Raw genomic sequence first — 26,375 nt, 5'->3', positions numbered from 1 at the left:
TATAGATTATATTATCTGTAGCTCTCTTCTTTATTAGAAAAAAATTTGATATACTAAAATTAAAGATTTATTTCTTAATTTTTTTGTTTAATATAATCATAAACCAAACTAGTGAAGCACCTAATATAGCATGTCCTAAGCCTGCCATATGAGGAAGCCCAGCAAAATCTTTAGAAAGTACTTCAAGTACTCCACGGAATACTATTGTTCCAATTAATGATAATAAACCTATGTTGTATGATATTAACCATTTGTTAAAGTGCTTGTAAGATGAAATATCAAAGTTTTTATCAAGTAATAATATTATTAGGAAAAATAAAAATCCTAATACTAAAGTATGTGTGTGTGCAGTTCCAAGAACTGTTTCACCAGAGAAATTATTGAACTTAGTAAATTCTCTGTGGAAAACACCAAGGATTAGTCCAAGTCCAAGATAGATAAATGATAAATTAAATAACTTTTTCATTTGTTTAACTCCTTAAAATAATAAGTATTAATTAAGATTAATTATACATTAAATAATAAAAAAGTAAAGAGGGGGGAATTAATATATGGGTACAATAATAGCTTTACTTATGTTAGCAGCAGCTTTGTTTGTAATAGGCTTTGTAGCATATAAAACAGCCATAGGTATAGGAGGTAGTACAGCATTAATAGGTGTTGCAGTTAAGAAGGAAAATAAGGGCTCAATATTCTTTAAGGAATGTAGGGATCTAACTGGAGAAAAAAACAAAAGCTTTTTACTTGAACCAAATAAAAAAGTGAAGGTATCACTTAATGTAGAAGAAGAAAAGGGAGAGGTACTTGTAACTATTAAAGATAAGAGTGGCAATTTAATTCTTAATGATAGAAAAAGTGAAGAGTTTGAATATACTGCTGATGTAAAAACTAGAATAAATGCAAGCATTAAATTTACTAACTTTTATGGAGAAGTAAAATTAGATATTATATAAAAAAGTTGTACTGTAGAGAATAAAAAATATTTTCTACAGTACAACTTTTTTAGCTTATTATAACCTTTGTTTTTTCTGGAATATTGTCATATATCCATTTAGCGTTTACTTTTGTAAGTCTTACACATCCATCTGAAAGAGCCATTCCTAATCTTCCATCTCTTATTGAACCATCTAAATTATAAATTATTGAATGAAATAGATAGTTTCCTTTAAATTGAGTATAGTACCAGCATTTATAGCCTTTTTCTACTCCAAAATATAACCCTTTAATACCAACTGTATATGTTCCTTTAGGTGTTGGAGTAGAGGCTTTACCTATTGTACATAAATAACTGTGTACTAGTGTCCAGCTATTAGTTTTGCCTTTAAATCAGTATAATTTGGAGAAGCTCTATAAAACTTTTTTGATATATAATTAATTATTTTCAATTTACACCTCATTAATTGTTTTTATAGTAAGGATTTACATGAACCATACAATGCTTTATTCTTGAATCTTCTTCTATTAAGTTATGAACATGTGAAGCAATGTTATGACCTTCCTCAACAGTTAGTGTAGCATCCACAGATATATCAACATCAACATAAAGTTTATTGCTATGCTGTCTTGTTTTTAAATTTTTTATTTCATAAATTCCATCTATTGAGTTGATTTTATCAATTATAGCTTGGACATCTTCTTCAGAAGCAGCTTCGTCTATTAATTGTGCAATGCTTTGTTTACAAATATCAAAAGCAACTTTAATTATTACTAAGGCTATAATTATTGCAACTAGGGGATCTAAAAAAGGATAACCTATTCTAGCGCCCAATATACCTATTAAAGCTCCAACTGATGATAATGCATCAGATCTATGATGCCATGCATCAGCCTTTAAAGAAGGACTATTTATTTTATTAGCATATTTTATTGTATACCAATACATTAATTCCTTTACAATAATTGAAGTAATAGCTGCAATTATAGCTGAAAATCCAGGAGTAACATAGCTATGGTTAATTATTTTGATTATTCCAGAATATCCTATGCTAATTGCTACAAGAAAGAGAACTGTAGCGAGAAATAATGAAGTTATACTTTCTATTTTTTCATGACCATAAGGGTGAGTCTTATCAGCTTCCTTATGAGATAGCTTTAAACCAATAATAACTCCTATTGTTGTTACTACATCAGAAAGAGAGTGCATTCCATCTGCAACCATAGCAGTGCTTCTAGCTATAAAACCTATTAGTATTTTTATAAATGCTAAGATAAAGTTTCCTATAATAGTGTTTTTACTTACACGTACCCCAATATTTAATCCTTCATCTTTCATAAATTCATCTCCTAGTTCTCAATTGATAAGTAAAAAATATTTATCTTTATATAATATTAATAAATATAGTGAGTGTTACAAAAGTAGAGTGTGATAGTAGTTATCAATTGAAAAAATGGAAGTAGATATTTATTTTTCTCGTTCCGTCGCAAGCTCCAAGTCACAGAAAAATAAATATCTATTTCCTTGGTACTAAAGGTAAGGAAACTATAAAATTATTATCTTTGACCTTATAATTTTTTTTATTTCAAAATGTCATTATAATTCTCAACTGAAATATATAAGAATTTTACATTTTCCTTTTTTATAGTAAGCTCCAAGTCACAGAAAAATAAATATGGATTTCCTAGACGTAAAAATAGAAGAGAAATTTTTATGAAATTTCTCTTCTATTGGTTGTTCTTATTTAATAAATTTTTTTTACTCTTCCTTCTATTTATTAACCTTGTAATTGTAGAAACAAAAATAATACCAAGAACTAGAGTGCCTGATGAGGCTAGTGTATTTAATCCAAGTTCTAAAGAGCCAGTTACATTTCCAGTAATTGCTTCATACATTGTGTAATACATTCCTGCTCCAGGAACAAGTGGAATAAGACAACATATTACTAAGGTGGTAACTGGAGTTTTTAATATTCTAGCAAATATTTCTGAATATATGCTAAAGCATATAGATGAAATAAATAAAGAGCTAATAGTAGAAATATTTAAATGAAGACCTAATGCATATACAAACCAACTAAGACCTCCACCAATAGCTGCAAAAAACAGCTTTTTCCCCTTTATATTAAATATAATTCCAAAACCACAGGAAGCAATAAAGGATGCCATAGTTTGAATAAAAACCATTGTCATTATATACTACCTCCTAAAGTATTAATCCAGAAACTTAATATTGCACCTGAGCCAACAGCAATTGATATAGCTATAAGAAAAGCTTCAGCTGCTTTAGTTAACCCTGCTAAGAAATCACCAGCTATGGTATCTCTAATTGCATTTGTAATTGCAAGTCCAGGTACAAGAAGCATTATAGCGCCAATTATGGTTTTATCTATATTAATGTTAAATCCTAGTATAACTAAAAGTAATGTAAGTGAAGCAGCAATAGCCCCTCCAATACAATTAATAAAGAATTCATTTATAGATAGTTTTTGGAACTTTATAGCCACTATTTTTATTATTAAACCTATAAAAGTAGCAGCTAAAAGGTCATTAAAGCCTCCTCCAAAAAGAATGGAGAATGTACCTGCTGCAAGTGCAGAAAAGGCTAAAGTAAGAGGGACAGAATATCTTTCACCATTATCTATTTCTTTTAGTAGTTTTAAAATATGGCTTAAATCCATAGGTTCACTTTGTAAAGCTCTTGAAAGTTCATTAATTCTATCTATTTTATTTAAGTCTACGCTTCTTGATTTAACTCTATTTATTAAAGAATATGTTTTATTGTCATGGCAAATTGAAACCATTATTCCAGTAGGAGTTACAAAACTATCAGCTTCATCAACCCCAAAGGAATAGCATATTCTACATACTGTTTCTTCAACTCTATATGTTTCAGCACCGCTTTCAAGCATTATTCTACCAGCATATGTAGAAACATGTAGGAGCTTGTTCATATCCATATATATCACTCCTAAAGTAAAAATTACTTAAGTATTATAGCATATAAGAAGAAAATATTATATAAATTTTGGTTGATAATTGCTATAATAAAGACTATAATTTATTAAAAACTAGATTGGGGTGGAAAAATGAATTTTGATAATGTAAAAAAGGTAGATGAAGAAGTTTACGCTCTTATGGAAAAAGAGTTAAACAGACAACAAAAAGGTATAGAGCTTATTGCATCTGAAAACTTTGCTAGTGAAGCTGTTATGGAAGCAATGGGGTCATACTTAACAAATAAGTATGCAGAAGGATATCCAGGAAAGAGATATTATGGGGGCTGCTACGTTGTTGATGAAATTGAAGATATAGCTAGAAATAGAGCTAAGGAACTTTTTGGTGCTGAGCATGCAAATGTTCAACCTCATGCAGGTTCACAAGCTAATATGGCTGTATATTTCACAATTTTAAAACCAGGGGACACTGTTTTAGGGATGGACTTAAGTCATGGTGGACATTTAACTCATGGATCACCAGTTAATTTTTCAGGAAGATTATTTAACTTTGTATCATATGGAGTTGATAAAGAAACTGAAAGAATTAATTATGATGAAGTAAGAAAAATTGCATTAGAATGTAAGCCAAAGCTAATTGTAGCTGGTGCAAGTGCTTATGCAAGAATAATTGATTTTAAAAAGTTTAGAGAAATTGCAGATGAAGTTGGTGCATATTTCATGGTTGATATGGCTCATATTGCAGGGCTAGTTGCTGCTGGGTTACATCCATCACCAGTACCATATGCTGACTTTGTAACATCTACAACTCATAAAACTTTAAGAGGACCAAGGGGAGGATTAATCCTTTGCAAAGAAAAGTATGCTAAGGATTTAGATAAAAATATATTCCCAGGTATGCAAGGTGGCCCTTTAATGCATGTTATTGCTGGTAAAGCAGTATGCTTTAAGGAAGCCTTAGATCCTAGCTTTAAGGAATATATGACAAAGGTAGTAAATAACTGTAGAGTTTTAGGGGAAGAACTTGTAAATAGAGGATTTAAATTAGTTTCTGATGGAACTGACAACCACTTAATCCTTGTTGATTTAAATAATAAGGATGTAACAGGAAAAGAAGTTGAAAATCTTTTAGATACAATTGGAGTTACTGTTAATAAAAATACAGTGCCAAATGAAACTAGAAGCCCATTTGTAACATCAGGTATTAGAATTGGTACTGCAGCAGTTACTACTAGAGGCTTTGAAGAAGAAGATATGAAAGTTATTGCTGAAATAATAGATGAAGCAATACAAAATAGAGAAGGAGATCTGTCTACTTTAAGAGAAAAGGTTGAAGCTCTTTGTGACAAACATCCATTGTACTAGAATAGAGGAGGTTCATATATATATGAGCCTCTTTTATGATTTCCTTACCTTTAGTACGCGTGGGGTGGATATTTGTTTTGATGTGACTTGGAGCGTAGCGACGGAACAAACAAAATAAATATCTACTCTACCTTTTTTGTTCATAAAATAAAATTATGAGAGGTAATAAAATAGTTATTCATAATTTAAGTAGAATAAATCTTACTAAAAAGAACAACCTATAATTGAGGTGATATTATGGGAAAAAAGAAAACAAATAATAAAGTACACATAAATCATGATCCACAAGCAGAAAGCTCTAGAGCTGTTTTTGGAGAACCTAAAGCTAAAGGTGATGAATTTACTCCAAGAACTTTTAAGTAATATCTACATTTAAGTATAAGGAGATATAAAATGACTAAGGAAGAAAGAATTAATAAATTACTTGAATGGATGAAAACTGCCACAAAGAGTGAAAGGCATATACCTGAAATAGAGGAATTTGCAAAGAATAATTCTAAAGTTTTTGGTGAATTTCACAGACTTGCTGGAGGAATAATAAGTGGTGAAGATTTAAGTGCAAAAGAAAAGTTAGTTGAATTAATAAATAATAATGAAGAAGAATTTAATGCCATATTTAATGCATTAAATATAAAGTGATTTTAGTATGAAGGAGTGTATATTTGTTCTACCTAGAACCAATATACACTCCCTTTTCTTTTTAGTTAGTAATATAATAATTATAGGGGTGATGGAATGAAGGATTATGATTCAATAAGACCTGAGATAAAAGTTGAATATAAGTTATGGGAAAAGGTTGTTATAGCCATAGGAGTACTGGGAATTTTATTTTCAATTGTATACTTAGTTATCACTTGGGGAGACTTACCAAAAGAAATTCCAGTTCATTTTAATGGAACAGGTGAAGTAGATAATTGGGGAAATAAAGGAGCACTTATGATATTTCCTATATTATGTACCATAACTTATGGATTAATGATGGTGTTTACTTTATTTCCTAATGGATATAATTATATCGTTAAGATTACAAGAGAAAATGCAGAAAATCAGTATAGAAATGCTAGGGAATTAATAAATTATATGAATACAGAAATGGTATTATTTTTTGCATTTTTAGAGTGGAGTTGTATTCAAGTAGCATTAGGACAAGCTAAAGGACTAGCAGTATGGTCTGCTATAGTATTTGTTGTAGTTTTACTTATAACTTTAGGATATAAAATATATAAAATGTATAAGTTAAAGTAAACATTGACAAAAAAAGTGGAATAATATATTATGAAATAAATTAATAATTTTTAATGGCAGTGATAAAGAGGAGTAAAAACTGAAAGTATCAAAGAGAGAGGGAAAAGGTGTAAGCCCTTATATGGAAGGTTTTGAAGGTAGCTTTTGAGCTTCTTTAGTGAAATTTAAGTAGCTAAAGACGGTTTTTCTAAATCGTTATTTAATTAAGAGCCCATGAAAGTGGGAATAAAGGTGGTACCGCGAGTCTTCGTCCTTTTTTGGATTGAAGGCTCTTTTTTATTTTATAAAATAAAGAAAGCAATTAACTTAAAGGAGGAATTAATATGTTAGAAAACAAAGAATTATCTACAACTTATAATCCTAAAGAGTTTGAAGATAGAATTTATAAGACTTGGGAAGAAAATAAGTATTTTACACCTGTAATAGACAAGAGTAAAAAGCCTTATTCAATAGTAATGCCGCCACCAAATATAACTGGTAAGCTTCATTTAGGGCATGCACTTGATAATACACTTCAAGATATGCTTATAAGATTTAAGAGAATGCAAGGTTACTGTACTTTATGGTTACCAGGTGAAGACCATGCTTCAATTGCAACAGAAGTTAAAGTTGCTAATGAACTTGCAAAGCAAGGTTTAGATAAGAAGGAAATGGGAAGAGAAGCTTTCCTTGAAGAAGTATGGAAGTGGACTGAAGAATATAGAGAAAAGATAAGACAACAATTAAAGAAAATGGGTGTTTCTGCTGACTTTACAAGAGAAGCATTTACTATGGATGAACACCTAGATAAGGCTGTAAAGCATGTTTTCGTTAAATTATATAATGAAGGTTTAATCTACAGAGGAAACAGAATAACAAATTGGTGTCCTAAGTGCCAAACTGCACTATCTGATGCAGAAATTGAATATGAAGAACAAGATGGATTCTTCTGGCACATTAACTATCCATTAGTTGATGGATCAGGTTCACTTGAAATAGCTACAACTAGACCTGAAACATTACTAGGAGATACAGCTGTTGCAGTTAATCCTAATGATGAAAGATTTAAGGATTTAGTAGGTAAGATGTTAATCCTACCTTTAACAAATAGAGAAATTCCTATAATAGCAGATGATTATGTTGATATGGAATTTGGTACTGGTGCAGTTAAAATAACTCCTGCTCATGACCCTAATGACTATCAAGTTGGTTTAAGACATGACCTTCCACAAATTAAGGTTATGGATGATAAGGGAATTATAAATGAACTAGGTGGAAAGTACCAAGGCATGGATAGATATGAAGCTAGAAAAGCTATGGTTAAAGACCTAGAAGAGCAAGGATTACTTGTAAAAGTTAAGCCTCACACTCATAATGTAGGAACTCATGATAGATGTGGAACTACAGTTGAGCCAATGATATCAAATCAATGGTATGTAAAAATGGAATCTTTAGCTAAGCCAGCTATAGATGTAGTTAGAGAAAAGAAGACTAAGTTTGTACCAGAAAGATTTGAAAAGACTTACTTCAACTGGATGGAAAACATTCAAGATTGGTGTATTTCAAGACAATTATGGTGGGGACACAGAATACCAGTATGGTACTGTGGAGACTGTGGAGAAATAAACGTTGCAGAAGTTGCTCCATGTAAGTGTTCTAAGTGTGGATCAGAAAACTTAACTCAAGAAAATGATGTTTTAGATACATGGTTCTCATCAGCACTTTGGCCTTTCTCAACTTTAGGATGGCCAGAAAAAACAGAAGATCTAGAATACTTCTATCCAACAAGTACATTAGTTACTGGATATGATATCATATTCTTCTGGGTTGCTAGAATGATATTCTCAGGTCTTCATAACATGAAAGAAACTCCATTTGATACTGTATTAATCCACGGTATTATAAGAGATTCAGAAGGAAGAAAGATGAGTAAGTCCCTAGGTAATGGTGTTGACCCACTTGAAGTAATAGACACTTATGGTGCAGATGCTTTAAGATTCATGCTAGTTACTGGTAATGCTCCAGGAAATGATATAAGATACTATCCAGAAAGAGTTGAATCTGCAAGAAACTTTGCTAATAAGATTTGGAATGCATCTAGATTTGTTATGATGAATCTTGATAAGGAAGTTATGAATAAGTATGCAGATTGCAAGGAATATTCATTAGCTGACAAGTGGATATTATCTAAGATGAATACATTAGTTAAAGAAGTTACTGAAAACATGGATAAGTTTGAACTTGGTATCGCATTACAAAAGGTATATGACTTCATGTGGACAGAATTCTGTGACTGGTATATAGAACTTGTTAAGCCTGTATTCTACGGAGATGATGAAAAGGCTAAGGGAGTAACTTATAACGTATTAAATACTGTTCTTATTACAGGATTAAAATTATTACACCCAGTAATGCCATTTATCACAGAAGAAATTTACACTCACTTAACTGGTGAAGAAACTATAACAACTTCAGTATGGCCAGAATATTCAGAAGAGCTAAATAATGCTGATGCTGAAACTGAAATGGGATATGTAATAGAAGGTGTTAAGGCTTTAAGAAATGTAAGAGCTGAAATGAATGTTCCACCTTCAAGAAAAGCAAAGGTTATTTGCTATATTGGAGAAGAAGCTAAGAATGCATTTATGGCAGGAACAGCTTATATTGAAAAGCTTGCATCAGCTTCAGAAGTTGAATTTATAGCTAATAAGTCAGAAGTTCCAGCAAACGCTGTATCTGTTGTTGTTAAGGGTGGAGAATTATTTATGCCACTTCTTGATTTAGTAGATAAGGAAAAGGAACTTGAAAGATTAAATAAAGAAGTTAAGAAGCTTGAAGGTGAAATTGAAAGAATTGACAAGAAGCTTAATAACCAAGGATTTGTAGCTAAGGCTCCACAAGCAGTTGTAGATGGAGAAAAAGCTAAAAGAGAAAAGTATGTTGAGATGTTAGAGGCTGTAAAAGGAAGAATAGATGCTTTAAACTAAAAAATATGCTTTATTTAGGTGCTATAAGATATAATCTTATAGCACCTTTTTAAGTTTCGAAATACATACCTTGTATTTTAAGGGAAAAATTAACAAAAAGTAATTGAATAAATATTCTGAATATTCTACAATAAAAATAGAACGTTAAGTTCAAAAAACTATTAAAGGAGGAGAAGGATGAAAACTAGAAGGTTTAAACAGTTTTTGTCTACACTTTTAGTAGTTGCGCTAACGTCAGCAGGAATTACAGTTAGTACTAGTGCAACGGAAGCAGAAGATAATAAACAGCTTAACGTTACAAATGAAAAAAAATCAGATGACCTTAAGAGAAAAATAGTGGGATACTTTCCAGAATGGGCTTATTCAAGTGAAGCTCAAGGATACTTTAATGCAACAGATCTGCAGTGGGACTCTCTAACTCATATCCAATATTCCTTTGCAATGGTTGATCCATCAACTAATAAAATTACATTAGGAGATAAACATGCTGCTATTGAAGAGGATTTTGCAGGATATGACCTGAGTTATAAGGGAAAGAAAGTAGAATTAGACCCTTCTTTACCTTATAAAGGACATTTTAATGTTCTACAGACTATGAAGAAAAGTTACCCAGATGTAGATTTGTTAATTTCTGTTGGTGGTTGGGCAGGATCAAGAGGTTTTTATACTATGCTAGATACAGATGCAGGAATAAATACCTTTGCTGATTCATGTGTTGATTTCATTAGACAATATGGATTTGATGGAGTAGATATTGATTTTGAATATCCTTCAGCTACAAGCCAATCAGGAAATCCAGATGATTTTGATCTTTCAGAACCAAGAAGATCAAAGCTTAACGAAAGATATAATATCTTAATAAAAACTTTAAGAGAAAAGATAGATGAAGCAGCTAAAGAAGATGGAAAAGATTATTTGTTAACTGCTGCTGTTACTGCATCTCCTTGGGTGTTAGGTGGTGTAAGTGATAATTCTTACGCTAAATACCTAGATTTCTTAAGTGTAATGTCTTATGACTACCATGGTGGTTGGAATGAGTATGTTGAACATTTAGCTGGTATATATCCAAATGCAGAAGATAGAGAAACAGCAACTCAAATAATGCCAACCTTATGTATGGATTGGGCATACAGATATTACAGAGGTGTTTTACCTTCTGAAAAAATCTTAATGGGTATTCCTTACTATACAAGAGGATGGGAGAATGTTCAAGGTGGTACTAATGGACTTCATGGAACAAGTAAAACTCCAGCATCAGGAAAATACAATATATGGGGAGATGACCTTGATGGTGATGGCAATTTAGAACCAGCAGGAGCAAACCCTTTGTGGCACGTATTAAACCTTATGGAGAATGATCCTAATTTGAAAGTATATTGGGATGATACTTCTAAGGTTCCATATGTTTGGCAAAACAATGAAAAGGTATTCTTATCCTTTGAAAACGAAAAATCTATAGATGCAAGATTAGATTATATTAAAGACAAAAATCTTGGAGGAGCATTAATTTGGGTAATGAATGGTGACTATGGCTTAAATCCAAATTATGTAGAAGGCTCAACAGATGTTAATGAAGGAAAGTATACATTTGGTGATACCTTAACAAAGAGATTAAGTGAAGGATTAACAAAGATGGGTGACTGCACAAAATCACCTGAAGATTCTAATTCATCTCTAGAACCTATTAATGTAGATGTTAATCTTACAGGTAATTATGATCATCCAAACTACACCTATTACTTAAATATAACTAATCATACTGGTGAAGAAATTAAGGGAGGATGGACTGTATCATTTGATTTACCAAAGTCTGCTTTATATAAGTCTTCATGGGGAGGCACTTATAGTGTAGAAGATAAGGGTGACTTTGCAAGAGTAACACTAACCTCAGGAGGATGGCAAAATATTGCTTCAGGGGCTACAGTTACAATACAAGGTATGATTGGGTTGTGTTTCTCAGGAGTAAGAAATATTACATTTAATGGAATGAACCCAATAGGTAGTAATGAAGCACCAGTTATTTCAGGTGCTGATGATATTACTATTAACTTAGGAGATACCTTTAATCCTTTAAATGGAGTTAAAGCATCAGATAGTGAAGATGGTGATTTAACAAGTAAAATTTCCATTAATGGTAAAGTAGATAGTACTAAGGCAGGAGAATATACTTTAACTTACACAGTTTCAGATAGTAAAGGTGCAGTAACTACAGTTACAAGAGTTGTTACTGTTTTTGATAAGGATGCACCTATAATAAACACAAATCCTGAAATTACTGGAGTTAAGGATCAAACCATAACAGTTGGAAGTACATTTAATCCATTAAGTGGGGTTAAAGCAACAGACAAGGAAGATGGAGACTTAACTAGTGAAATTAAAGTAACAGGAACTGTAGATACTTCTAAAGCAGGAGTATATAAATTAACTTACTCTGTTGTAGACAAAGATAGTGGCAAGGCAGAAGTCTCATGCAATATAACTGTTGAAGAACAAAAATATCCAACTTACGACCCTAAGACAATTTATACTGGTGGCGATATAGTTATTTATAATGGAGAAACTTATAAATGTAAGTGGTGGACTCAAGGACAAGCGCCTGGTTCTCAATGGGGACCATGGGAAAAAATATCCTAATATAGGAGGATGATAATATGGCAAAAAGAAAGTTAAAAAAGAATTTAAAAACTTTTGTTGCATTCAGTGCTATTACTGCTTTATTGTTAACTAATGGCATTCCAATTAATGCTTTAACTCAGTCTTCCAATAAAACTGAGGTTACTTCACAAGCTACTACAGGGTTACGAAATGTAATGTATTATGGTGACTGGTCTATTTGGGGAGGACAAGGGAATTTCTATCCAAAGGATATACCAGCAGATAAATTAACACATTTAAATTTTGCTTTTATGGATTTTAACGCTTCAGGTGAGTTAATTTATTGTGATAAAGATGCAGCTACAGGACATCCATTAGGAAATGCAGGTGTAACTTATGGTGATGTTAATGGTGGTATCTTAAATGCATTCCAAGTGTTAAGAGCAGAAAATCCTAACTTAAAGATAGGTGTATCTTTAGGTGGATGGTCTAAGTCTGGAGACTTCTCAACAATAGCTGCAAATGCTTCAACAAGAGCTAAATTTGTAGAAAATGTTATGAAGTTTATTAAATATACAAATATGGATTTTGTTGATATAGACTGGGAGTATCCTGGTGACTATAGAGAGCCTGATAAGACTGATAATACAAACGATGAAGGAACACCAAATGCAAGTCCACAAGACAAGGAGAATTACATCTTGTTATTACAAGATTTAAAGAATGCTTTAAATAAGCAAGGTAAAGAGCTAGGAAAAACTTATGAATTATCTGTAGCATTGCCAGCAGGAGTGTCTAAAATAGAGGCTGGTATAGATGTTGATAGGCTATTTGATATAGTAGATTTTGCTAATATAATGACTTATGATATGGCAGGAGCTTGGAGTACAACAAGTGGTCATCAAACTGCATTATATACAAATCCTAATGCTCCAGAGGAATATAAGGGGCTTTCAGTAGATGAAAGTATTAAGTATTATATATCTCAAGGTGCAGAAAGAGAAAAAATAGTTGTTGGTGCAGCATACTATACACGTGGATGGGAACAAGTTTCAGATAAGGGCGTTGATCCAAAAAATCCAGGGCTTTTTGGAGAAGCTGCTGTAGTTAATAAGAATGCAGACCTTACACCAACACCAGGTGCACTTAATGAAGCTCCATTGAAGAATGGTGAAGGTGGAAAAGCTGGTGGAGTATGGGGATATAATGCTCTAGATAAGTTAAAGGCTAAGTATACTGGATTAAAAGAGTACTGGGATGATAGTGCTAAGGCTCCATATTTATATAACCCAGAAACAGGTGCCTTCTTTACTTACGATAATGTAAGGTCAATTCAAGAAAAAGCTAAATATGTTAAAGAAAATAATCTTGGTGGTATGATTGCTTGGATGGCATCACAAGATGCTACTACAACATCTACTAAGAGAGATGAGTTAACAAATGCTACTAAGGAAGCCTTATTTGGTTCTGGTGAGTTACCTAAGTATGATGTAAAATATACAAATCCTGATATAAGTTGTACAGTAACTCCAGTAACTCAATCATGGGGAACTGGCGGAGTACTAAATATGTCAATAAAAAATAATGAAAAGTTAAGTGAGTCTGGTGAAGTATTATCAAGTGTTGAAACTGCAGCTAAAACAGTTAAGAATATGAAGGTTTATATTAAGACTGATGGGGTAGAAATTACAGGTTCACAATATCCAGCAGGACCAGTTTCAAAAGAAGGAGATTACTACGTTATAGACTTTAGTGCAATGTCAGATGGTAAGTTAATGAAACCAGGAACAACATTTACTTTTGATTTGAATTTAGATAAAGCTATAGAAGATACTAGTAGTATTATAAGTGTTGAAGTATCACAAAGAATGTATCAAACATCTCCTGAAATTATGAGGCAAACAATTTGGGGGGATACAAACTCAGCACCAGTTATATCTGGAGCAGGAAATATTACTATAAACTTAGGAGATAAGTTTAATGCATTAAGTGGTGTTACAGCTACTGATAAGGAAGATGGAGATTTAACTAGTGCAATTAAAGTAGCAGGAACTGTAGATACCTTAAAGGCAGGAGAATATACTTTAACTTATTCTGTTAAAGATAGTAGTGGCAAAGAAACAAAAGTTACAAGAGTTGTTACTGTTTTTGATAAGGATGCTCCTGTAGTAAATACAAATCCTGAAATTACTGGAGTTAAAGATCAAACTGTAAAGGTTGGATCAACTTTCAATCCATTAAGTGGGGTAAAGGCAACAGATAAGGAAGATGGAGATTTAACTAATGCCATTAAAGTATCAGGAACTGTAGATACTTCTAAAGCAGGAGTATATAAATTAGTTTACACTGTTGTAGACAAAGATGGTGGTAAGGCAGAAGTTTCATGTAATATAACCGTTGAAGATCAAAAATATCCAACCTACGACTCTAAGACAATTTATACTGGTGGAGATATAGTTGTTTATAACGGAGAAACTTATAAATGTAAATGGTGGACTCAAGGTGAAATACCAGGAGCATCAGAATGGGGAGCATGGGAAAAAATTAGTTAGTATTTTATTAAGGGGTAAATCAATTTGATTTACCCTTTTCTGATGTATAAAAATTTATTAATTAAGTATTTGACATGAAATAAGTTATCTAATATAATCTATTCATAGTAAAATAGTATGAATTAAATTATTAGTTACAAAAGATAAGTGGAGGAAGTTTAAATGACGTTTAATATTGAATTAGTAGCAGCTATTGTATTTGCTATATTAGCCTTAGTTTTACTTTGGTACCTTAATAAAAGAAAAGTTTCATTTTCAGTAAGAACTTTAATTGGGTTAGGATTAGGGCTGATTTTTGGGTTAACTTTAAAGGAGAATTCACTAATTGTAGAACCTATAGGAAAGGTATATATTTCATTAATTAGAATGGTTGTAATTCCTTTAGTTATGGTATCTATAATTAACAGTATATCTAATTTTGAGGATAGCAGTAAACTAAAATCCTTAGGAATTAAATCTATGGGGATGCTTTTAGGAACAACAGCTATAGCCGGAATTGTTGGTATTATATTTGGAAACATTTTTTCTGTTGGAAAAGGTATAGTATTTGAAGGAGGAGAAAATTTTGTTCCTAAGGAAATTCCAAGCTTTATGGAGGTATTTAATGATATGCTTCCAACAAACCCTATAAAATCAATGGCTGAAGGACAAATTATACCAGTTATAATTTTTGCATTATTTATAGCTTTTGCAATTATTATGGAAGAGAAAAAGAATAAGGAAAAGGTAGCACCTTTTAAGGCTTTCATAAATTCATTTAGTACAATATTAATGAGAATAACTAGAATTGTACTAAGATTAACACCATTTGGAGTATTTGGTCTTATGACAGCTGTAGGAGCAAAGAATGGTGTAAGTACATTAATGCCACTTTTAACTTTTGTAGTAGCAATATATTTAGCTTTAGCTTTTCAAATTCTTATTGTACATAGTTTGTTTATATTGATTTTTAAAAGAAGAAGTCCAATTAAATTCTTTAAAGGAATATGGCCAGCACAAGTGGTTGCATTTACAACTCAAAGTAGCTTTGGAACATTACCAGTAACTATAGAATCATTAGAAGATAATATTGGTGTATCAAGTAGTACAGCAAGTTTTGTTGCTTCATTAGGTTCCACAGTTGGTATGAATGGATGTGGAGGGGTCTTCCCAGCTGTAGTAGCTATATTTGTTGCAAATGTATTTGGAATTGAGCTTACATTAACTCACTATATTTTAATGATTTTAACTATAGTTGTTGGCTCTGTAGGAATAGCTGGAGTTCCAGGTGCTGCTACAATGTCAACAACACTTATTTTAACAACATTAGGACTTCCAATAGAAGGTATGGCTATTATTTTAGGTGTGGATGCAATAATAGACATGGCAAGAACCCTTACTAATGTAACAGGAGCTGGACTTGCAGCTTACATAGTGGATAAAGAATGTAAATAACATAACTTTAAGAACTATAACCAAAGTTTATAAATTGGTTGTAGTTCTTTTTTTTATATACTGAAGAATAAAGTATTAAGACATATTACTATGAAGCTATAAGTTTGATGAAATAAATAGAGTATAGTAAAATATTACTAATAAGAGGAGGGAAGAGTATGCTAGAGGTAAAGGAATTAAGTAAAAAATTTAAAGATAACGTAGTTGTAGACAGGCTTTCTTTTAAGGTAAATAAAGGGGAGATAGTTGGTCTTCTTGGGGAGAATGGAGCAGGAAAGACAACTACCCTTAGAATGATATCAACAATGCTAAAAATTACTTCTGGGGAAGTTAAAGTAAATGACTACGATGCTTCAAAGGAACCTGAAAAGGTAAGAAGAGAAATTGGAATACTTTTTGGCGGAGATATTGGGCTTTATGATAGACTTACAGGAAGAGAGAACATAAGATATTTTGCTAACCTTTTTGGAATTAAAGATCATGAGGCAAACAAAAGGATAGATGAGCTTTCTAAGGATTTTGGTATGGAAGATTATATTGATAAAAAGGTTGGTAAATTTTCAAGAGGGATGAAGCAAAAGGTATCTATATCTCGTTCAATAGTTCATAATCCATCAGTTATGTTATTTGATGAACCAAGTACAGGTTTAGATGTAAGAGCTACTAGGGTTGTTCACCAATTTATAAAGAAGTGTAAAGAAGAAAATAAAACTATTTTATTTTCTAGCCACTCCATGGCTGAGGTAGAGAAACTATGTGATAGAGTTATTATTATTCATAAGGGTAAACTTGTAGAGCAGGGGAGAATAAGTGAACTTAAGGAAAAGTATAATACAGAAGATTTAGAAGAGGTATTTGTATCTTTGATTGGGGGGGATAAGGATGAGTAATTTCTTAACAGTTTTAAAGAAAGAATTAACTGACATAATTAGAGATAGAAAAACCTTAGCTTTTACAATAATTCTACCTATTCTTATATATCCTTTAATGTTTAAGGTTATGTCAACAGCTATGACTAGCTCAACAACTGAAGCACAGAAGGAAAGTAGAATTGTACTTCAAGGTGATAAGAACTCAAGTATAGCAGCCCTATTAAAAAGTCAAGAGGGTATAATAATTGAAGATGTAGAAAATCCATCAGAAGCCTTAAAAAATGGAGATATACAGTTAATAATTAATATACCTAATAACTTTGATGCAAACATAGCTAGTGGAAAAGTTACTGATGTAGAAATGTTAATGGATGATGAATCTAATAAGTCAACAGCTGCAGCAGGAATTGTATCTTCTATTTATGAGGCATATAGCAAACAAATAGTAACTTCAAGATTACAAGAACAAGGTATAGAAGAAGAAATTTTAACCCCTTTTAATCTTGATATAAAATCTGGAGTAAGTAAAGATGGTAATATTAATCAATTGGGAAATTATATGACAGGAATGTTACCAAGCATGGTTGTATTACTTCTTTTATCTTTAACACTTGGACTTGCATCTGAACTAGGAGCAGGAGAAAAGGAGAAAAATACATTTGAACCTCTTTTATCTACATCGGGAAACAGAAGTTCAATACTTTGGGGTAAAATAGGTAGCCTTTGTATAATGGGAGCAATTACATTATGCTTTAGCATGATATCTTTGTGGATTTCATTTAAACAATATATTTCTGAATTGTCAGGAGGAGGAGAAATAGCCTTTTCACTAAGTGGAAAGTCTATAGCCTTAACAGTAGTTTTTTCATTACTACTTATAGTTATAATTTGTGCACTACAAATATGTATAAGTTTATTTGCTAGAAGTACAAAGGAAGCTAATACTTATCTTTCTGGATTAATGATGCCTATGATGATACTTTCATTTATTCCAATGTTTTTAGATGCAAAAAGTATTAATGAATTTTTCTTCCACATACCAATAATTAATTCTGTATGTGTTATAAAGGAAGCTATGGTTGGAATTTTTAATTCTCAGCATATTCTTTTTGTATTAGGATGGCAAATAGTATATGTTGTTTGTGCTGTTGTAGTTGCTAAAATAATGTTCTCAAGGGAAGAAGTTGTCTTTAGAAGTTAAGATAAATATAAAAACATATAAATATAAGAATATATAAATATTTAGTTATAAGAAAAACAGGAGGGCAGGGCCTTCCTGTTTTAAATTATTTACAGTAAATTTTCTTTAAGTAGCCATCTAGCTCTTTCTTTTCATCATCCTTCAAGCAATCTTTTTTGGATTTCTTTAGTAGCTCTTTAAATTTTGCGTAATCTTTATCACCTAACTTACATTTGGCTACCTTATCTTTTATTGATATTAATTTCTTAATTTGATCTTTAGAAAGATCATTATTTTCTTGTAAACATTTATTGATTTCTCCAAGTGTTTTTTTATCATCATCAGATAATAATTTTAAATTTTCAGCTTTGGAAAGCATCTTAATATCTTCAGCAGCACGTTCTTTTCCACACTTATGCTTATGATGTCTGCTCTTATCTTCCTTATTTTCAGCATCTTTTTTTTCAGATTCTGGAGCTGTAACAGTTGTAGTTTCCTTTGGAGATTCTACAGCACTTGCTATTATGGCAGAAGATCCACTAACTAAAGCAAGAGATAATGCTATAGCACTTACATATTTTTTTATCATTTGTATTCACCTCTATATATAATTTTGAACAAAATTAGTATGTGACAAACAATTAATGAGTATTCACAGAGTTGTTGTACTTATTTCGTATATAAGCAATTTGAATACAAGAAGGCATTATTTGTTTATATATTTCAGATTGAAAATCTGAGTATACTATTGAGTTTTCCTTAATTTCATTTAATAAACAGTTTTCTATTTTTTCTGTTGGGTAATTGGAATTAAAATTTATCTTAAGTTTCTTACATATATCAATAAGCATATCTTTATAATAAACAGAGCCATTTAAGAAGTAATCTTGCAGCGAAGTTTCCCCTAACTTTTGTATATCTTCAGCTATATAGGTCCAAGGGGTATTCTTATTGTTGTAATCTTTTAAGTTAAGATAGTTAGCTAGCTTTTCTAAGTCATCATTAGAACAATTTTGTAAAAATTCTAAATCAGGATCATATCTATAACTCATTTATATCCTCCTAAAAATACTTATAGTAATGTCTATAATATTATTTCCATTTTTATGATAAGTATAACTTTAGTTATATTGTAAAAAATATAATAAATAATTGAAAAATGAGGAAAGATGATATTTATGACTAGATTTAAGTGGAATGATATTTTAAATAAAAATAGAATTAAAGAATATAAATCTGCCAAAAAGAATTTTGATGGTAGAGATGAGTTTGAAAATGACTATGATAGGATTCTTTTTAGTGCATCCTTTAGAAGACTTCAAGATAAAGCTCAAGTATTTCCTCTTGAGAAGTTAGATTTTGTTAGAACTAGGTTAACTCACTCTTTAGAGGTATCTTCAATTGGAAAATCTTTGGGGATGATTATAGGGTTACAGTTAATTCCTTTAACTAAAGGAACAGATGACGAAATAGACTTTCAAATGGTAGAAGAAATAGGAAATGTGTTATCTTGTGCAGGACTTATACATGATTTGGGAAATCCACCCTTTGGACATTTTGGGGAGGTTGCCATTAGAGAATGGTTTGCTTCTAAGTTAAAAGAAAATAGAGATGGAAGCTTCTGTTTTAAATTTGAGGAATATGAATTTAAATTAGAAAGGCAAGAAGCATTAGATCTTTTGAATTTTGAGGGGAATGCTCAAGGTCTTAGAATTTTGACTAAGTTACATTTTGTTATAGATAGATATGGAATGAATCTTACAACTGGAGTGTTAAATTCAATTATAAAGTATCCTATATCATCTTTAGAACTTGGAAACAAGAAATTTGGTGGAAAGAAGATTGGATATTTTAAAGCAGAGGAGAATACCTTTAATTATATAATTAATAGTACAAAGATAGGTAAAAACAGAAATCCATTAGTGTATATATTAGAAGCGGCTGATGATATTGCATATCTTTTAGGGGATTTAGAAGATGCGTTTAGCAAGAAAATATTCTCACATGAATTATTTAAAAATAAATATAGGGAATTTATAAAGGAAGAAGGATATGAAGAGAAAACCCTTGAGGAAAGCTTATCTTTCTATCTTTCTAAGAACTATGATATTGCAAAAGAGGAATATGGATATGAAGATCCAGGAGAGTATGCCCTAAAGTCATTTATAATAAAGCTAAATAGATACTTTAAGGATTGTGTTTCGGAAGAATTTATATCCTCCTATGATGAGATTATGAGGGGAGAATATAAGGGGAATCTTATAGAAAACTCTAAAGCAAATAAGGTATCATCCTTTTTAAGAAGGATATCTAATGAATATGTATATAATAATGATAGAATTGTATCTAATGAAATTGTAGGGTATAAAATAATAGAATTTTTGCTTAATACATTTATACCTGTTGTATTAAATAAGGATGTAAAGCCCTATGATGGCTATGATGGAAAGTTATATTCCCTTATTTCTAAAAATTATAGATTTGTATGTGAACATAGTATTGAGCAAAAGGATTGTAGCGAAGAATATTGTAGATTATTATTAGTTACTGATTTTATATGTGGTATGACAGATTCATATGCTGCTTATATTTATCATGAATTGTTGGGTATGAGGATTTAAAATATTAAATTTTCATTATTATTATAAGAAAATACAAAATACATGAAAAAATGCAGATAAAATTAAGTATATGATATAAAAAAATAAAAAGGAATGGTAATTTAATAATGAATTGTGGTATTATATTATTTGTTAAGGAGGGATAATATGGAATTAAATTGGAGCTTGAAGGAAATATATCCTTCATTTGAAAGTGAAGAATTCAAAAATGATTTAGATAAGTTAGACCAAAGTATAAAGTCTTTAAATACTTGGGCTGATGAAGTGGTTTGTGAGGAAGGTAATGTAAGGCCAAAGCTTGAAGAATATATAAAAAGATCTTCAAAATTATCTGAGCTAATTGGTAGGCTTGAGGCTTTTGTTTCTCTTACATTAAGTGCAGATACTAAAAATTCAGAAGGACTAAGATATTCTGATATACTAGATAGTAAACTTACTGAGATTGTTGAAGCAACTACAAAGCTTGAAAGATGGATTAGTAATATAAAAGATATTGATACTGTTATTAAGGGATCAGAAATTTTAAAAGAACATGAATTTTACATTAAAGAAATAATAGAAAAGAGCAAATACCTTCTTTCAGATAGGGAAGAATCTATAATTTCTAAAATGAAGAATACAGGATCAAATGCTTGGCTAAAATTAAAGGATAATTTAATATCTAACTTAAAGGTGGACATAGAAATAGATGGTGAAATGAAAGAGTTACCTTTAACAGTGGTATTAAATATGGCTTATGATCCAAATGGAGAATTAAGAAGAAAAGCTTATTTTGCTGAAATTGAATCATATAAAAAAGTTGAAGAGGGTGTAGCAGCAGCCTTAAATGGAATTAAAGGTGAGGTTTTAACAGTATGTGATTTAAGAGGATATAAATCACCTCTTGATATGACACTTGTTAATTCTAGAATGGATGAAGAATCATTAGATGCAATGCTTGAAGCTATGAAGGAAAGTATGCCTTTATTTAGAAAGTATTTAAGAAGAAAAGGTGAACTTTTAGGATACAAAAATGGATTACCATTCTATGAAATGTATGCACCTGTTTCAGAAGCTGAAATGAAATTCACCTATGAAGAAGCTGCAAAGTATGTAGAAAAGAACTTTAGAACTTTCAGTGACCATTTAGCTGATTTTGCTAAAACTGCAGTTGAAAAAAGCTGGATAGATGTATTACCTAAAGAAGGTAAGGTAGGGGGAGCGTTCTGTCATAACCTTCATTTCTTAGGTGAAAGTAGATTTTTACTAAACTATGGAGAACAATTTGGTGATGTTGTAACAATGGCACATGAGCTTGGACATGGATTCCATGGAGAGTGTTTAAAGAATGAAAAGATATTAAACTCTGATTACCCAATGCCAATTGCAGAAACAGCCTCTACATTCTGCGAAACTATTATTAAAAAAGCTGCTATAAAAGATGCTACTAAGGAAGAAGCATTAGCTATTCTAGAAAATGAAATATCAGATTGTACACAAGTTATTGTAGATATATATTCTAGATTTTTATTTGAGAAGGCTTTCTTTGAAAAGAGAAGAGAAAGTGCTTTATCAGTAGAAGAAATAAAAGAATTAATGTTAAATGCTCAAAGAGAAGCATATGGTGATGGATTAGATCCAGAATACTTACATCCATATATGTGGACATGGAAGCCACATTACTATTATGCAGACTCTAACTTCTATAACTTCCCATATGCATTTGGATTATTATTTGCTAAGGGATTATATGCTGAGTATTTAAAGAAGGGTAAGGAATTTACTACTGAATATGAAAATCTTCTTTCAATTACAGGTAAAAATGCCATAGCTGATATAACTAAAGTTGTAGGAATTGATATTCATAATAAGGAATTCTGGAAAAATTCTCTAAAGACTATAGAAGAAGATATAGAACAATTTATAGAGTTAACTAAATAGATAGAAAAGGGATGTATCAAAAAATACTTAAGATACATCTCTTTCTTTTTAATGTCTAGGAAAGTATTATAACTTGTTAGTTATAACTATTTGACTTATAATACTTAGATAAAGGATAGATTTTACAATATAGATAGGATGATATAAATGAAGTATGATGAAGCAATGGATTATATACATAAGGTAGGTAATTTTGGCTCTAATTATGGCCTTGAAAGAACCTATAGATTATTAGAAATCCTTGGTAATCCACAAGAAGGATTAAAGTTAATACATATAGCAGGAACAAATGGTAAAGGATCAACCACATCTATAATAACTTCTTTACTTATGGAGAAGGGATTCAAGGTTGGTATGTATACATCTCCTTTTTTAGAGGAGTTTGAAGAAAGAATACAAATTAATAGAAATAATATTCCTAAGGATGCTTTAGGTAGACTAATGGATGTTTTAAAAGTTTCTGTTGACCAGGTTATTTTAGAGGGATATAATCATCCAACAGAGTTTGAAATAATTACTTGTTTAATGCTTTTATATTTTAAAGAGGAAAATATAGATTATGGAGTTATTGAAGTAGGTTTAGGTGGAAGGCTTGATTCTACCAATGTTATAACTCCAATACTTAGCATAATTACCTCTATAAGCTTAGATCATACTAACCTTTTAGGAAGTACCTTAGAGGAAATTGCAGGTGAAAAGGCTGGTATTATAAAAAAAGCTATACCTGTAATAAGTTATCCTCAGGAAGAGGAAGCAAAGGTGGTTATTGAAAGGGTATGTAAGGAAAATAACTCTTCTTTATATATAGTAGATAAAAGTAAAGGACATTTTGTAAGTGTTGTTAATAAGGATAAAATATATCAAAAAGTAGAAGTAGAATTTAAGAATAAAAAAATAGAATTAGATTTTGCTCTTCTTGGAGAACATCAAATTACTAATTTATTAGTAGCCTTAAAGGGTATAAGTGTACTTGAGGAAATTGAAAATATTAAGTTTACTCTAGAGGATATAAAAGAGGGGGTAAAAAAGGTACAATGGAAAGGTAGACTAGAGGTTATGAAAAATAACCCTTTAGTTGTTATTGATGGGGCTCATAATATTCAAGGTATAAAAACATTAAATGAAAATGTACATAAGTATTTTACTTATAAGAATATATATTTATTATTAGGGATATTAGCTGATAAACAAGTTGAAGATATGGTGAAAGTTATTACTCCAGAGGCTAAAAAGGTGTATGCGCTAACACCTCATAGCAATAGAGCAGAATTATCAAAGGATTTAAAGAAGGTTATAGACAAGTACAATTCAAATTGTATTGCTCTAGATAGTTACGAAGAAGGACTAGATTTAGCTTTATCAGAGGCAAATGAAGAAGACTTGATTTTAATAAGTGGATCATTATATATGATAGGTGACATGAGAGGTATTATTAGAAGGAAATTCAATAAATAAAATATGCTAGAGGGTGGGGGATTTTATGACCTGTGAAGAAAAGGATATATGCTATAAGGACTTAAAATTATTTTATGAGGAAAATAAGGGGAAGATATACACATACCAAAACTTTGAAGAAGCAGGAAAAGACGAGGTAAATTCAATATTTATGGGCAATGATTTACCTACCTTTGATATGATTGGAAATTCTAAGAAGTTATTAAGAATTATTGATTTAATAATTGAAGATGAATCTAATATTAGTAAAGTAATATCTTTCATAGAAGAACATCCTTTAATAAAGTTTTATGGAGAGTTTATAGAATTAATTAATGGAAGAATTGAATCTAATATTATTAATAAAAAGGATATAATAAAAGTTGGAAGGTCAATGGCTTTTAAAGGGAGTTCAAAAGAAGAAATAAAGCTTGGATTAACCCTTTTGTATTTTGATGAAATTGAAGAAATAAAGGAAAAACTTTTTGTTTTAGCTTTATGTAATGATTATTCTTTTTATGTTGCTAAATTACTTTTAAAGTTAAAAGATTCTGATGAGATATTATTTAATTTAGCTAAAGTATCTCAAGCAGCAGGAAGGGTAATGTATACAAATTACATAGATGTACTCAATAAAAATATGAAAGAGTGGATGGTATGTGAAGGCTGGAAAGGGAAGCATTTCAAGAATTTTCTTTGGAATACCACTATAATTAAGGTGGGGTATGATTACTTCCTAAATAATGATAATATTAATAAAAAGACTTTCAGGGCTTTTGGAGAAGTATTAAGTAATATATTTGTATACTATAATTATGAAAAGTTATCTATATTTAATAGGTTAGTAAAAAGATATATTGATTTATTTGAGGAGTATGGTAAAGATACTAAAAGTTGTTTAACCTTAGGAAATGTGTATAGATATATACTTGATGAATCAATCAGGGAAGATGAATATTATAAAAAAAGTCAAAAGTACTATTTAAAAATAGATTGGACAAGAGTATTTAATGATGCTATAAAAGACGAAAGTGTTGATTCACCACTATTATTTCAATTAGCTGTTGAAATGGATGAGGACTTGTCTGTAGAGGAATTAAACATGCTCTTAAAAAGGAATCCTAAGAATTATGTTTGGTATAAGTATATAGAAATGTTAAATGAAACTTCGTATTCAAATTTATTAATAACTACAGTTAAGAAAGCTCTAAATTTAAAGGAAATATTTATAGGTCCAAAGGATTTCACAAAGGAATTTTTTGTTGAGGATAGCAGTGATTATTCATTGCTTTTAATAGCTTTAGAATCACTAACAAGAGAGAGCACAATTAGAAATCAAGATTTTCTTATAGAATGCTTAAATGCTGATTTAATAGATATAAGGTTATCAGCAATTGAAAAGTTATGGTCTATAGAAGATCGATGGACAAGAAAAACTCTATCTTCACTTGAGGATGCAATTGAAAATGAAGTTGTTGATTGGATAAGAAAAAAGTTAATTTTCATTGTATATGAAAATAACAACAATTTTATAATTACTGATATTAACAATCCAGAAGAGGAAATTGAGGGAGAAGATATATTTTTAACTAAAATAATTATCCCTACAGTTACTGTTAACAAGCTTAGATATAATAATGAGTTAGTAAAAGAAGGAGATGTATTGACTCTTTTAAATGGTCTAGATGGCTACAAGGAGGATAGAATCTTCATTACTACTAGCTTTGGCTTAGTTATTGGAGAGTTAAGTAGCAGAGAAGGAGAAACCATTAAGAATCTTATTATGGCAGGAGAAAGGATTGCAGGTAAGATTGAAAAGTATGATGATAATATAGATTTTATGTATATAAGCCTATATAAAAAGGGTGATTACTTAATTAAAGAGTTAACTAATATGATAAATGAAAAGTTCAAATTTTTTGTAGAAGATTAAAAACTTAAGTATCTGAACAGCCCCCTGTTAAGTAGACAGGGGGATTTCTTTCTATTTATTTTCTTTCCAGTTAATAAGAGCCTTAGCAAGTTGGTCTGGGCAAGAAGTACCTTTCCCTCTGCAGTCTATACCTTGTAATTTATTTATTGCATCATCAACATTCATGCCTTCTACTAATCTAGATATACCTTGAAGATTACCTTCACAACCTCTTAGGAAGTTAACCTCTTTAATAATATCATTTTCTATTGAAAAAGTAATCTCTGTAGAACATGTCCCCTTTGTCTTGTATGAATACATGAACATACCTCCCTGTAAATATATTTATAACAAATTATATTATATATGTTAAGGAGATATAAATAAAG

The 26,375-nt window shown here is 30.7% G+C and carries 22 protein-coding genes, 2 pseudogenes and 1 other annotated feature; of the genes and pseudogenes, 16 read left to right on the top strand and 8 right to left on the bottom strand.

Annotation, left to right across the window (positions count from 1 at the left end; translation table 11 throughout):
* Positions 1 to 67: 67 nt before the first annotated feature.
* Positions 68 to 466 (bottom strand): DUF2871 domain-containing protein, encoded by a 399-nt coding sequence (locus KIB46_RS01090; protein ID WP_291670110.1) that lies wholly within the window; start codon positions 464 to 466, stop codon positions 68 to 70.
* Between the two features lie 85 nt (positions 467 to 551).
* On the opposite strand from KIB46_RS01090, the gene KIB46_RS01085 reads away from it, so the two are divergent.
* Positions 552 to 953 (top strand): hypothetical protein, encoded by a 402-nt coding sequence (locus KIB46_RS01085; protein WP_291670108.1) that lies wholly within the window; start codon positions 552 to 554, stop codon positions 951 to 953.
* A 49-nt stretch (positions 954 to 1,002) separates the two neighbouring features.
* On the opposite strand, the pseudogene KIB46_RS01080 reads toward KIB46_RS01085, so the two are convergent.
* The 4 genes and pseudogenes from KIB46_RS01080 to KIB46_RS01065 all read right to left on the bottom strand — a co-directional run.
* A pseudogene (locus KIB46_RS01080) lies at positions 1,003 to 1,326 on the bottom strand (L,D-transpeptidase); the annotation flags it as partial.
* 70 nt (positions 1,327 to 1,396) lie between these two features.
* Positions 1,397 to 2,272 carry a cation diffusion facilitator family transporter gene (locus KIB46_RS01075; RefSeq protein WP_156559072.1) on the bottom strand — a complete coding sequence of 292 codons (876 nt, stop codon included), beginning with the start codon at positions 2,270 to 2,272 and terminating at the stop codon, positions 1,397 to 1,399.
* Between the two features lie 389 nt (positions 2,273 to 2,661).
* Positions 2,662 to 3,126: a threonine/serine exporter family protein gene (locus KIB46_RS01070; RefSeq protein WP_156559074.1), complete on the bottom strand. Its 465-nt coding sequence runs from the start codon at positions 3,124 to 3,126 to the stop codon at positions 2,662 to 2,664.
* Positions 3,126 to 3,893: a threonine/serine exporter family protein gene (locus KIB46_RS01065; RefSeq protein WP_156559076.1), complete on the bottom strand. Its 768-nt coding sequence runs from the start codon at positions 3,891 to 3,893 to the stop codon at positions 3,126 to 3,128. The genes KIB46_RS01070 and KIB46_RS01065 overlap by 1 nt, the downstream gene beginning before the upstream one ends.
* Positions 3,894 to 4,022: 129 nt before the next feature.
* Between KIB46_RS01065 and glyA the strand changes: the two genes are divergently transcribed.
* The 11 genes and pseudogenes from glyA (at position 4,023) to KIB46_RS01015 (ending at position 18,120) form a co-directional block, all read left to right on the top strand.
* Entirely contained in the window at positions 4,023 to 5,255 is a 1,233-nt protein-coding gene (gene glyA / locus KIB46_RS01060) for a serine hydroxymethyltransferase (protein ID WP_156559078.1), read from the top strand.
* 237 nt (positions 5,256 to 5,492) lie between these two features.
* Positions 5,493 to 5,618: a CPC_1213 family protein gene (locus KIB46_RS01055; protein WP_271805043.1), complete on the top strand. Its 126-nt coding sequence runs from the start codon at positions 5,493 to 5,495 to the stop codon at positions 5,616 to 5,618.
* A gap of 30 nt (positions 5,619 to 5,648) precedes the next feature.
* Positions 5,649 to 5,894, top strand: coding sequence for a hypothetical protein (locus tag KIB46_RS01050; protein ID WP_291670099.1), 246 nt, complete (start codon positions 5,649 to 5,651; stop codon positions 5,892 to 5,894).
* A gap of 96 nt (positions 5,895 to 5,990) precedes the next feature.
* Entirely contained in the window at positions 5,991 to 6,500 is a 510-nt protein-coding gene (locus tag KIB46_RS01045) for a DUF1648 domain-containing protein (protein ID WP_291670098.1), read from the top strand.
* Between the two features lie 50 nt (positions 6,501 to 6,550).
* Positions 6,551 to 6,758, top strand: a binding site (T-box leader).
* 65 nt (positions 6,759 to 6,823) lie between these two features.
* Positions 6,824 to 9,466 (top strand): valine--tRNA ligase, encoded by a 2,643-nt coding sequence (locus tag KIB46_RS01040; protein ID WP_291670096.1) that lies wholly within the window; start codon positions 6,824 to 6,826, stop codon positions 9,464 to 9,466.
* A gap of 204 nt (positions 9,467 to 9,670) precedes the next feature.
* Positions 9,671 to 11,467 (top strand): annotated as a pseudogene (locus KIB46_RS01035) (glycosyl hydrolase family 18 protein); the annotation flags it as partial.
* A complete protein-coding gene (locus KIB46_RS16345) occupies positions 11,453 to 12,100 on the top strand; it encodes an immunoglobulin-like domain-containing protein (RefSeq protein WP_363289997.1) in 648 nt (215 codons plus the stop codon). The pseudogene KIB46_RS01035 and the gene KIB46_RS16345, both read left to right, overlap by 15 nt.
* Positions 12,101 to 12,117: 17 nt before the next feature.
* Complete coding sequence (locus KIB46_RS01030) at positions 12,118 to 14,613, top strand: glycosyl hydrolase family 18 protein (RefSeq protein WP_291670092.1); 2,496 nt, start codon at positions 12,118 to 12,120, stop codon at positions 14,611 to 14,613.
* Positions 14,614 to 14,775: 162 nt separating this feature from the next.
* Positions 14,776 to 16,047 carry a dicarboxylate/amino acid:cation symporter gene (locus tag KIB46_RS01025; protein ID WP_291670090.1) on the top strand — a complete coding sequence of 424 codons (1,272 nt, stop codon included), beginning with the start codon at positions 14,776 to 14,778 and terminating at the stop codon, positions 16,045 to 16,047.
* Positions 16,048 to 16,205: 158 nt separating this feature from the next.
* Entirely contained in the window at positions 16,206 to 16,937 is a 732-nt protein-coding gene (locus tag KIB46_RS01020) for an ATP-binding cassette domain-containing protein (protein ID WP_291670089.1), read from the top strand.
* A complete protein-coding gene (locus KIB46_RS01015; RefSeq protein ID WP_291670088.1) occupies positions 16,930 to 18,120 on the top strand; it encodes an ABC transporter permease in 1,191 nt (396 codons plus the stop codon). The genes KIB46_RS01020 and KIB46_RS01015 overlap by 8 nt, the downstream gene beginning before the upstream one ends.
* A gap of 85 nt (positions 18,121 to 18,205) precedes the next feature.
* Here KIB46_RS01015 and KIB46_RS01010 read toward each other — a convergent pair whose 3' ends face one another.
* Together KIB46_RS01010 and KIB46_RS01005 are read right to left on the bottom strand one after the other, a co-directional pair.
* Positions 18,206 to 18,688 carry a hypothetical protein gene (locus KIB46_RS01010; RefSeq protein WP_156559034.1) on the bottom strand — a complete coding sequence of 161 codons (483 nt, stop codon included), beginning with the start codon at positions 18,686 to 18,688 and terminating at the stop codon, positions 18,206 to 18,208.
* A gap of 52 nt (positions 18,689 to 18,740) precedes the next feature.
* Positions 18,741 to 19,151 carry a DUF3944 domain-containing protein gene (locus KIB46_RS01005; RefSeq protein ID WP_156559032.1) on the bottom strand — a complete coding sequence of 137 codons (411 nt, stop codon included), beginning with the start codon at positions 19,149 to 19,151 and terminating at the stop codon, positions 18,741 to 18,743.
* Between the two features lie 126 nt (positions 19,152 to 19,277).
* Here KIB46_RS01005 and KIB46_RS01000 point away from each other — a divergent pair, with 126 nt between their 5' ends.
* The 4 genes from KIB46_RS01000 (at position 19,278) to KIB46_RS00985 (ending at position 26,007) form a co-directional block, all read left to right on the top strand.
* Positions 19,278 to 20,720: a deoxyguanosinetriphosphate triphosphohydrolase gene (locus KIB46_RS01000; RefSeq protein ID WP_291670084.1), complete on the top strand. Its 1,443-nt coding sequence runs from the start codon at positions 19,278 to 19,280 to the stop codon at positions 20,718 to 20,720.
* A gap of 147 nt (positions 20,721 to 20,867) precedes the next feature.
* Entirely contained in the window at positions 20,868 to 22,640 is a 1,773-nt protein-coding gene (locus tag KIB46_RS00995; RefSeq protein ID WP_156559028.1) for a M3 family oligoendopeptidase, read from the top strand.
* A 147-nt stretch (positions 22,641 to 22,787) separates the two neighbouring features.
* Complete coding sequence (locus tag KIB46_RS00990; RefSeq protein ID WP_291670082.1) at positions 22,788 to 24,095, top strand: folylpolyglutamate synthase/dihydrofolate synthase family protein; 1,308 nt, start codon at positions 22,788 to 22,790, stop codon at positions 24,093 to 24,095.
* Between the two features lie 25 nt (positions 24,096 to 24,120).
* The gene (locus KIB46_RS00985) at positions 24,121 to 26,007 is read left to right on the top strand and encodes a hypothetical protein (protein WP_291670080.1); all 1,887 of its coding nucleotides are present in this window, start codon (positions 24,121 to 24,123) and stop codon (positions 26,005 to 26,007) included.
* 51 nt (positions 26,008 to 26,058) lie between these two features.
* Here the strand turns inward: KIB46_RS00985 and KIB46_RS00980 are convergent, their stop codons facing one another.
* Positions 26,059 to 26,307: a TIGR03905 family TSCPD domain-containing protein gene (locus KIB46_RS00980; RefSeq protein WP_156559022.1), complete on the bottom strand. Its 249-nt coding sequence runs from the start codon at positions 26,305 to 26,307 to the stop codon at positions 26,059 to 26,061.
* Between the last annotated feature and the right edge of the window lie 68 nt (positions 26,308 to 26,375).

This window comes from Clostridium sp. (assembly GCF_018372875.1).
Taxonomy (GTDB): Bacteria; Bacillota; Clostridia; order Clostridiales; family Clostridiaceae; genus Clostridium.
Note: the sequence above shows the minus strand (reverse complement) of the source record. Positions and strands in the feature narration are given on the sequence as shown.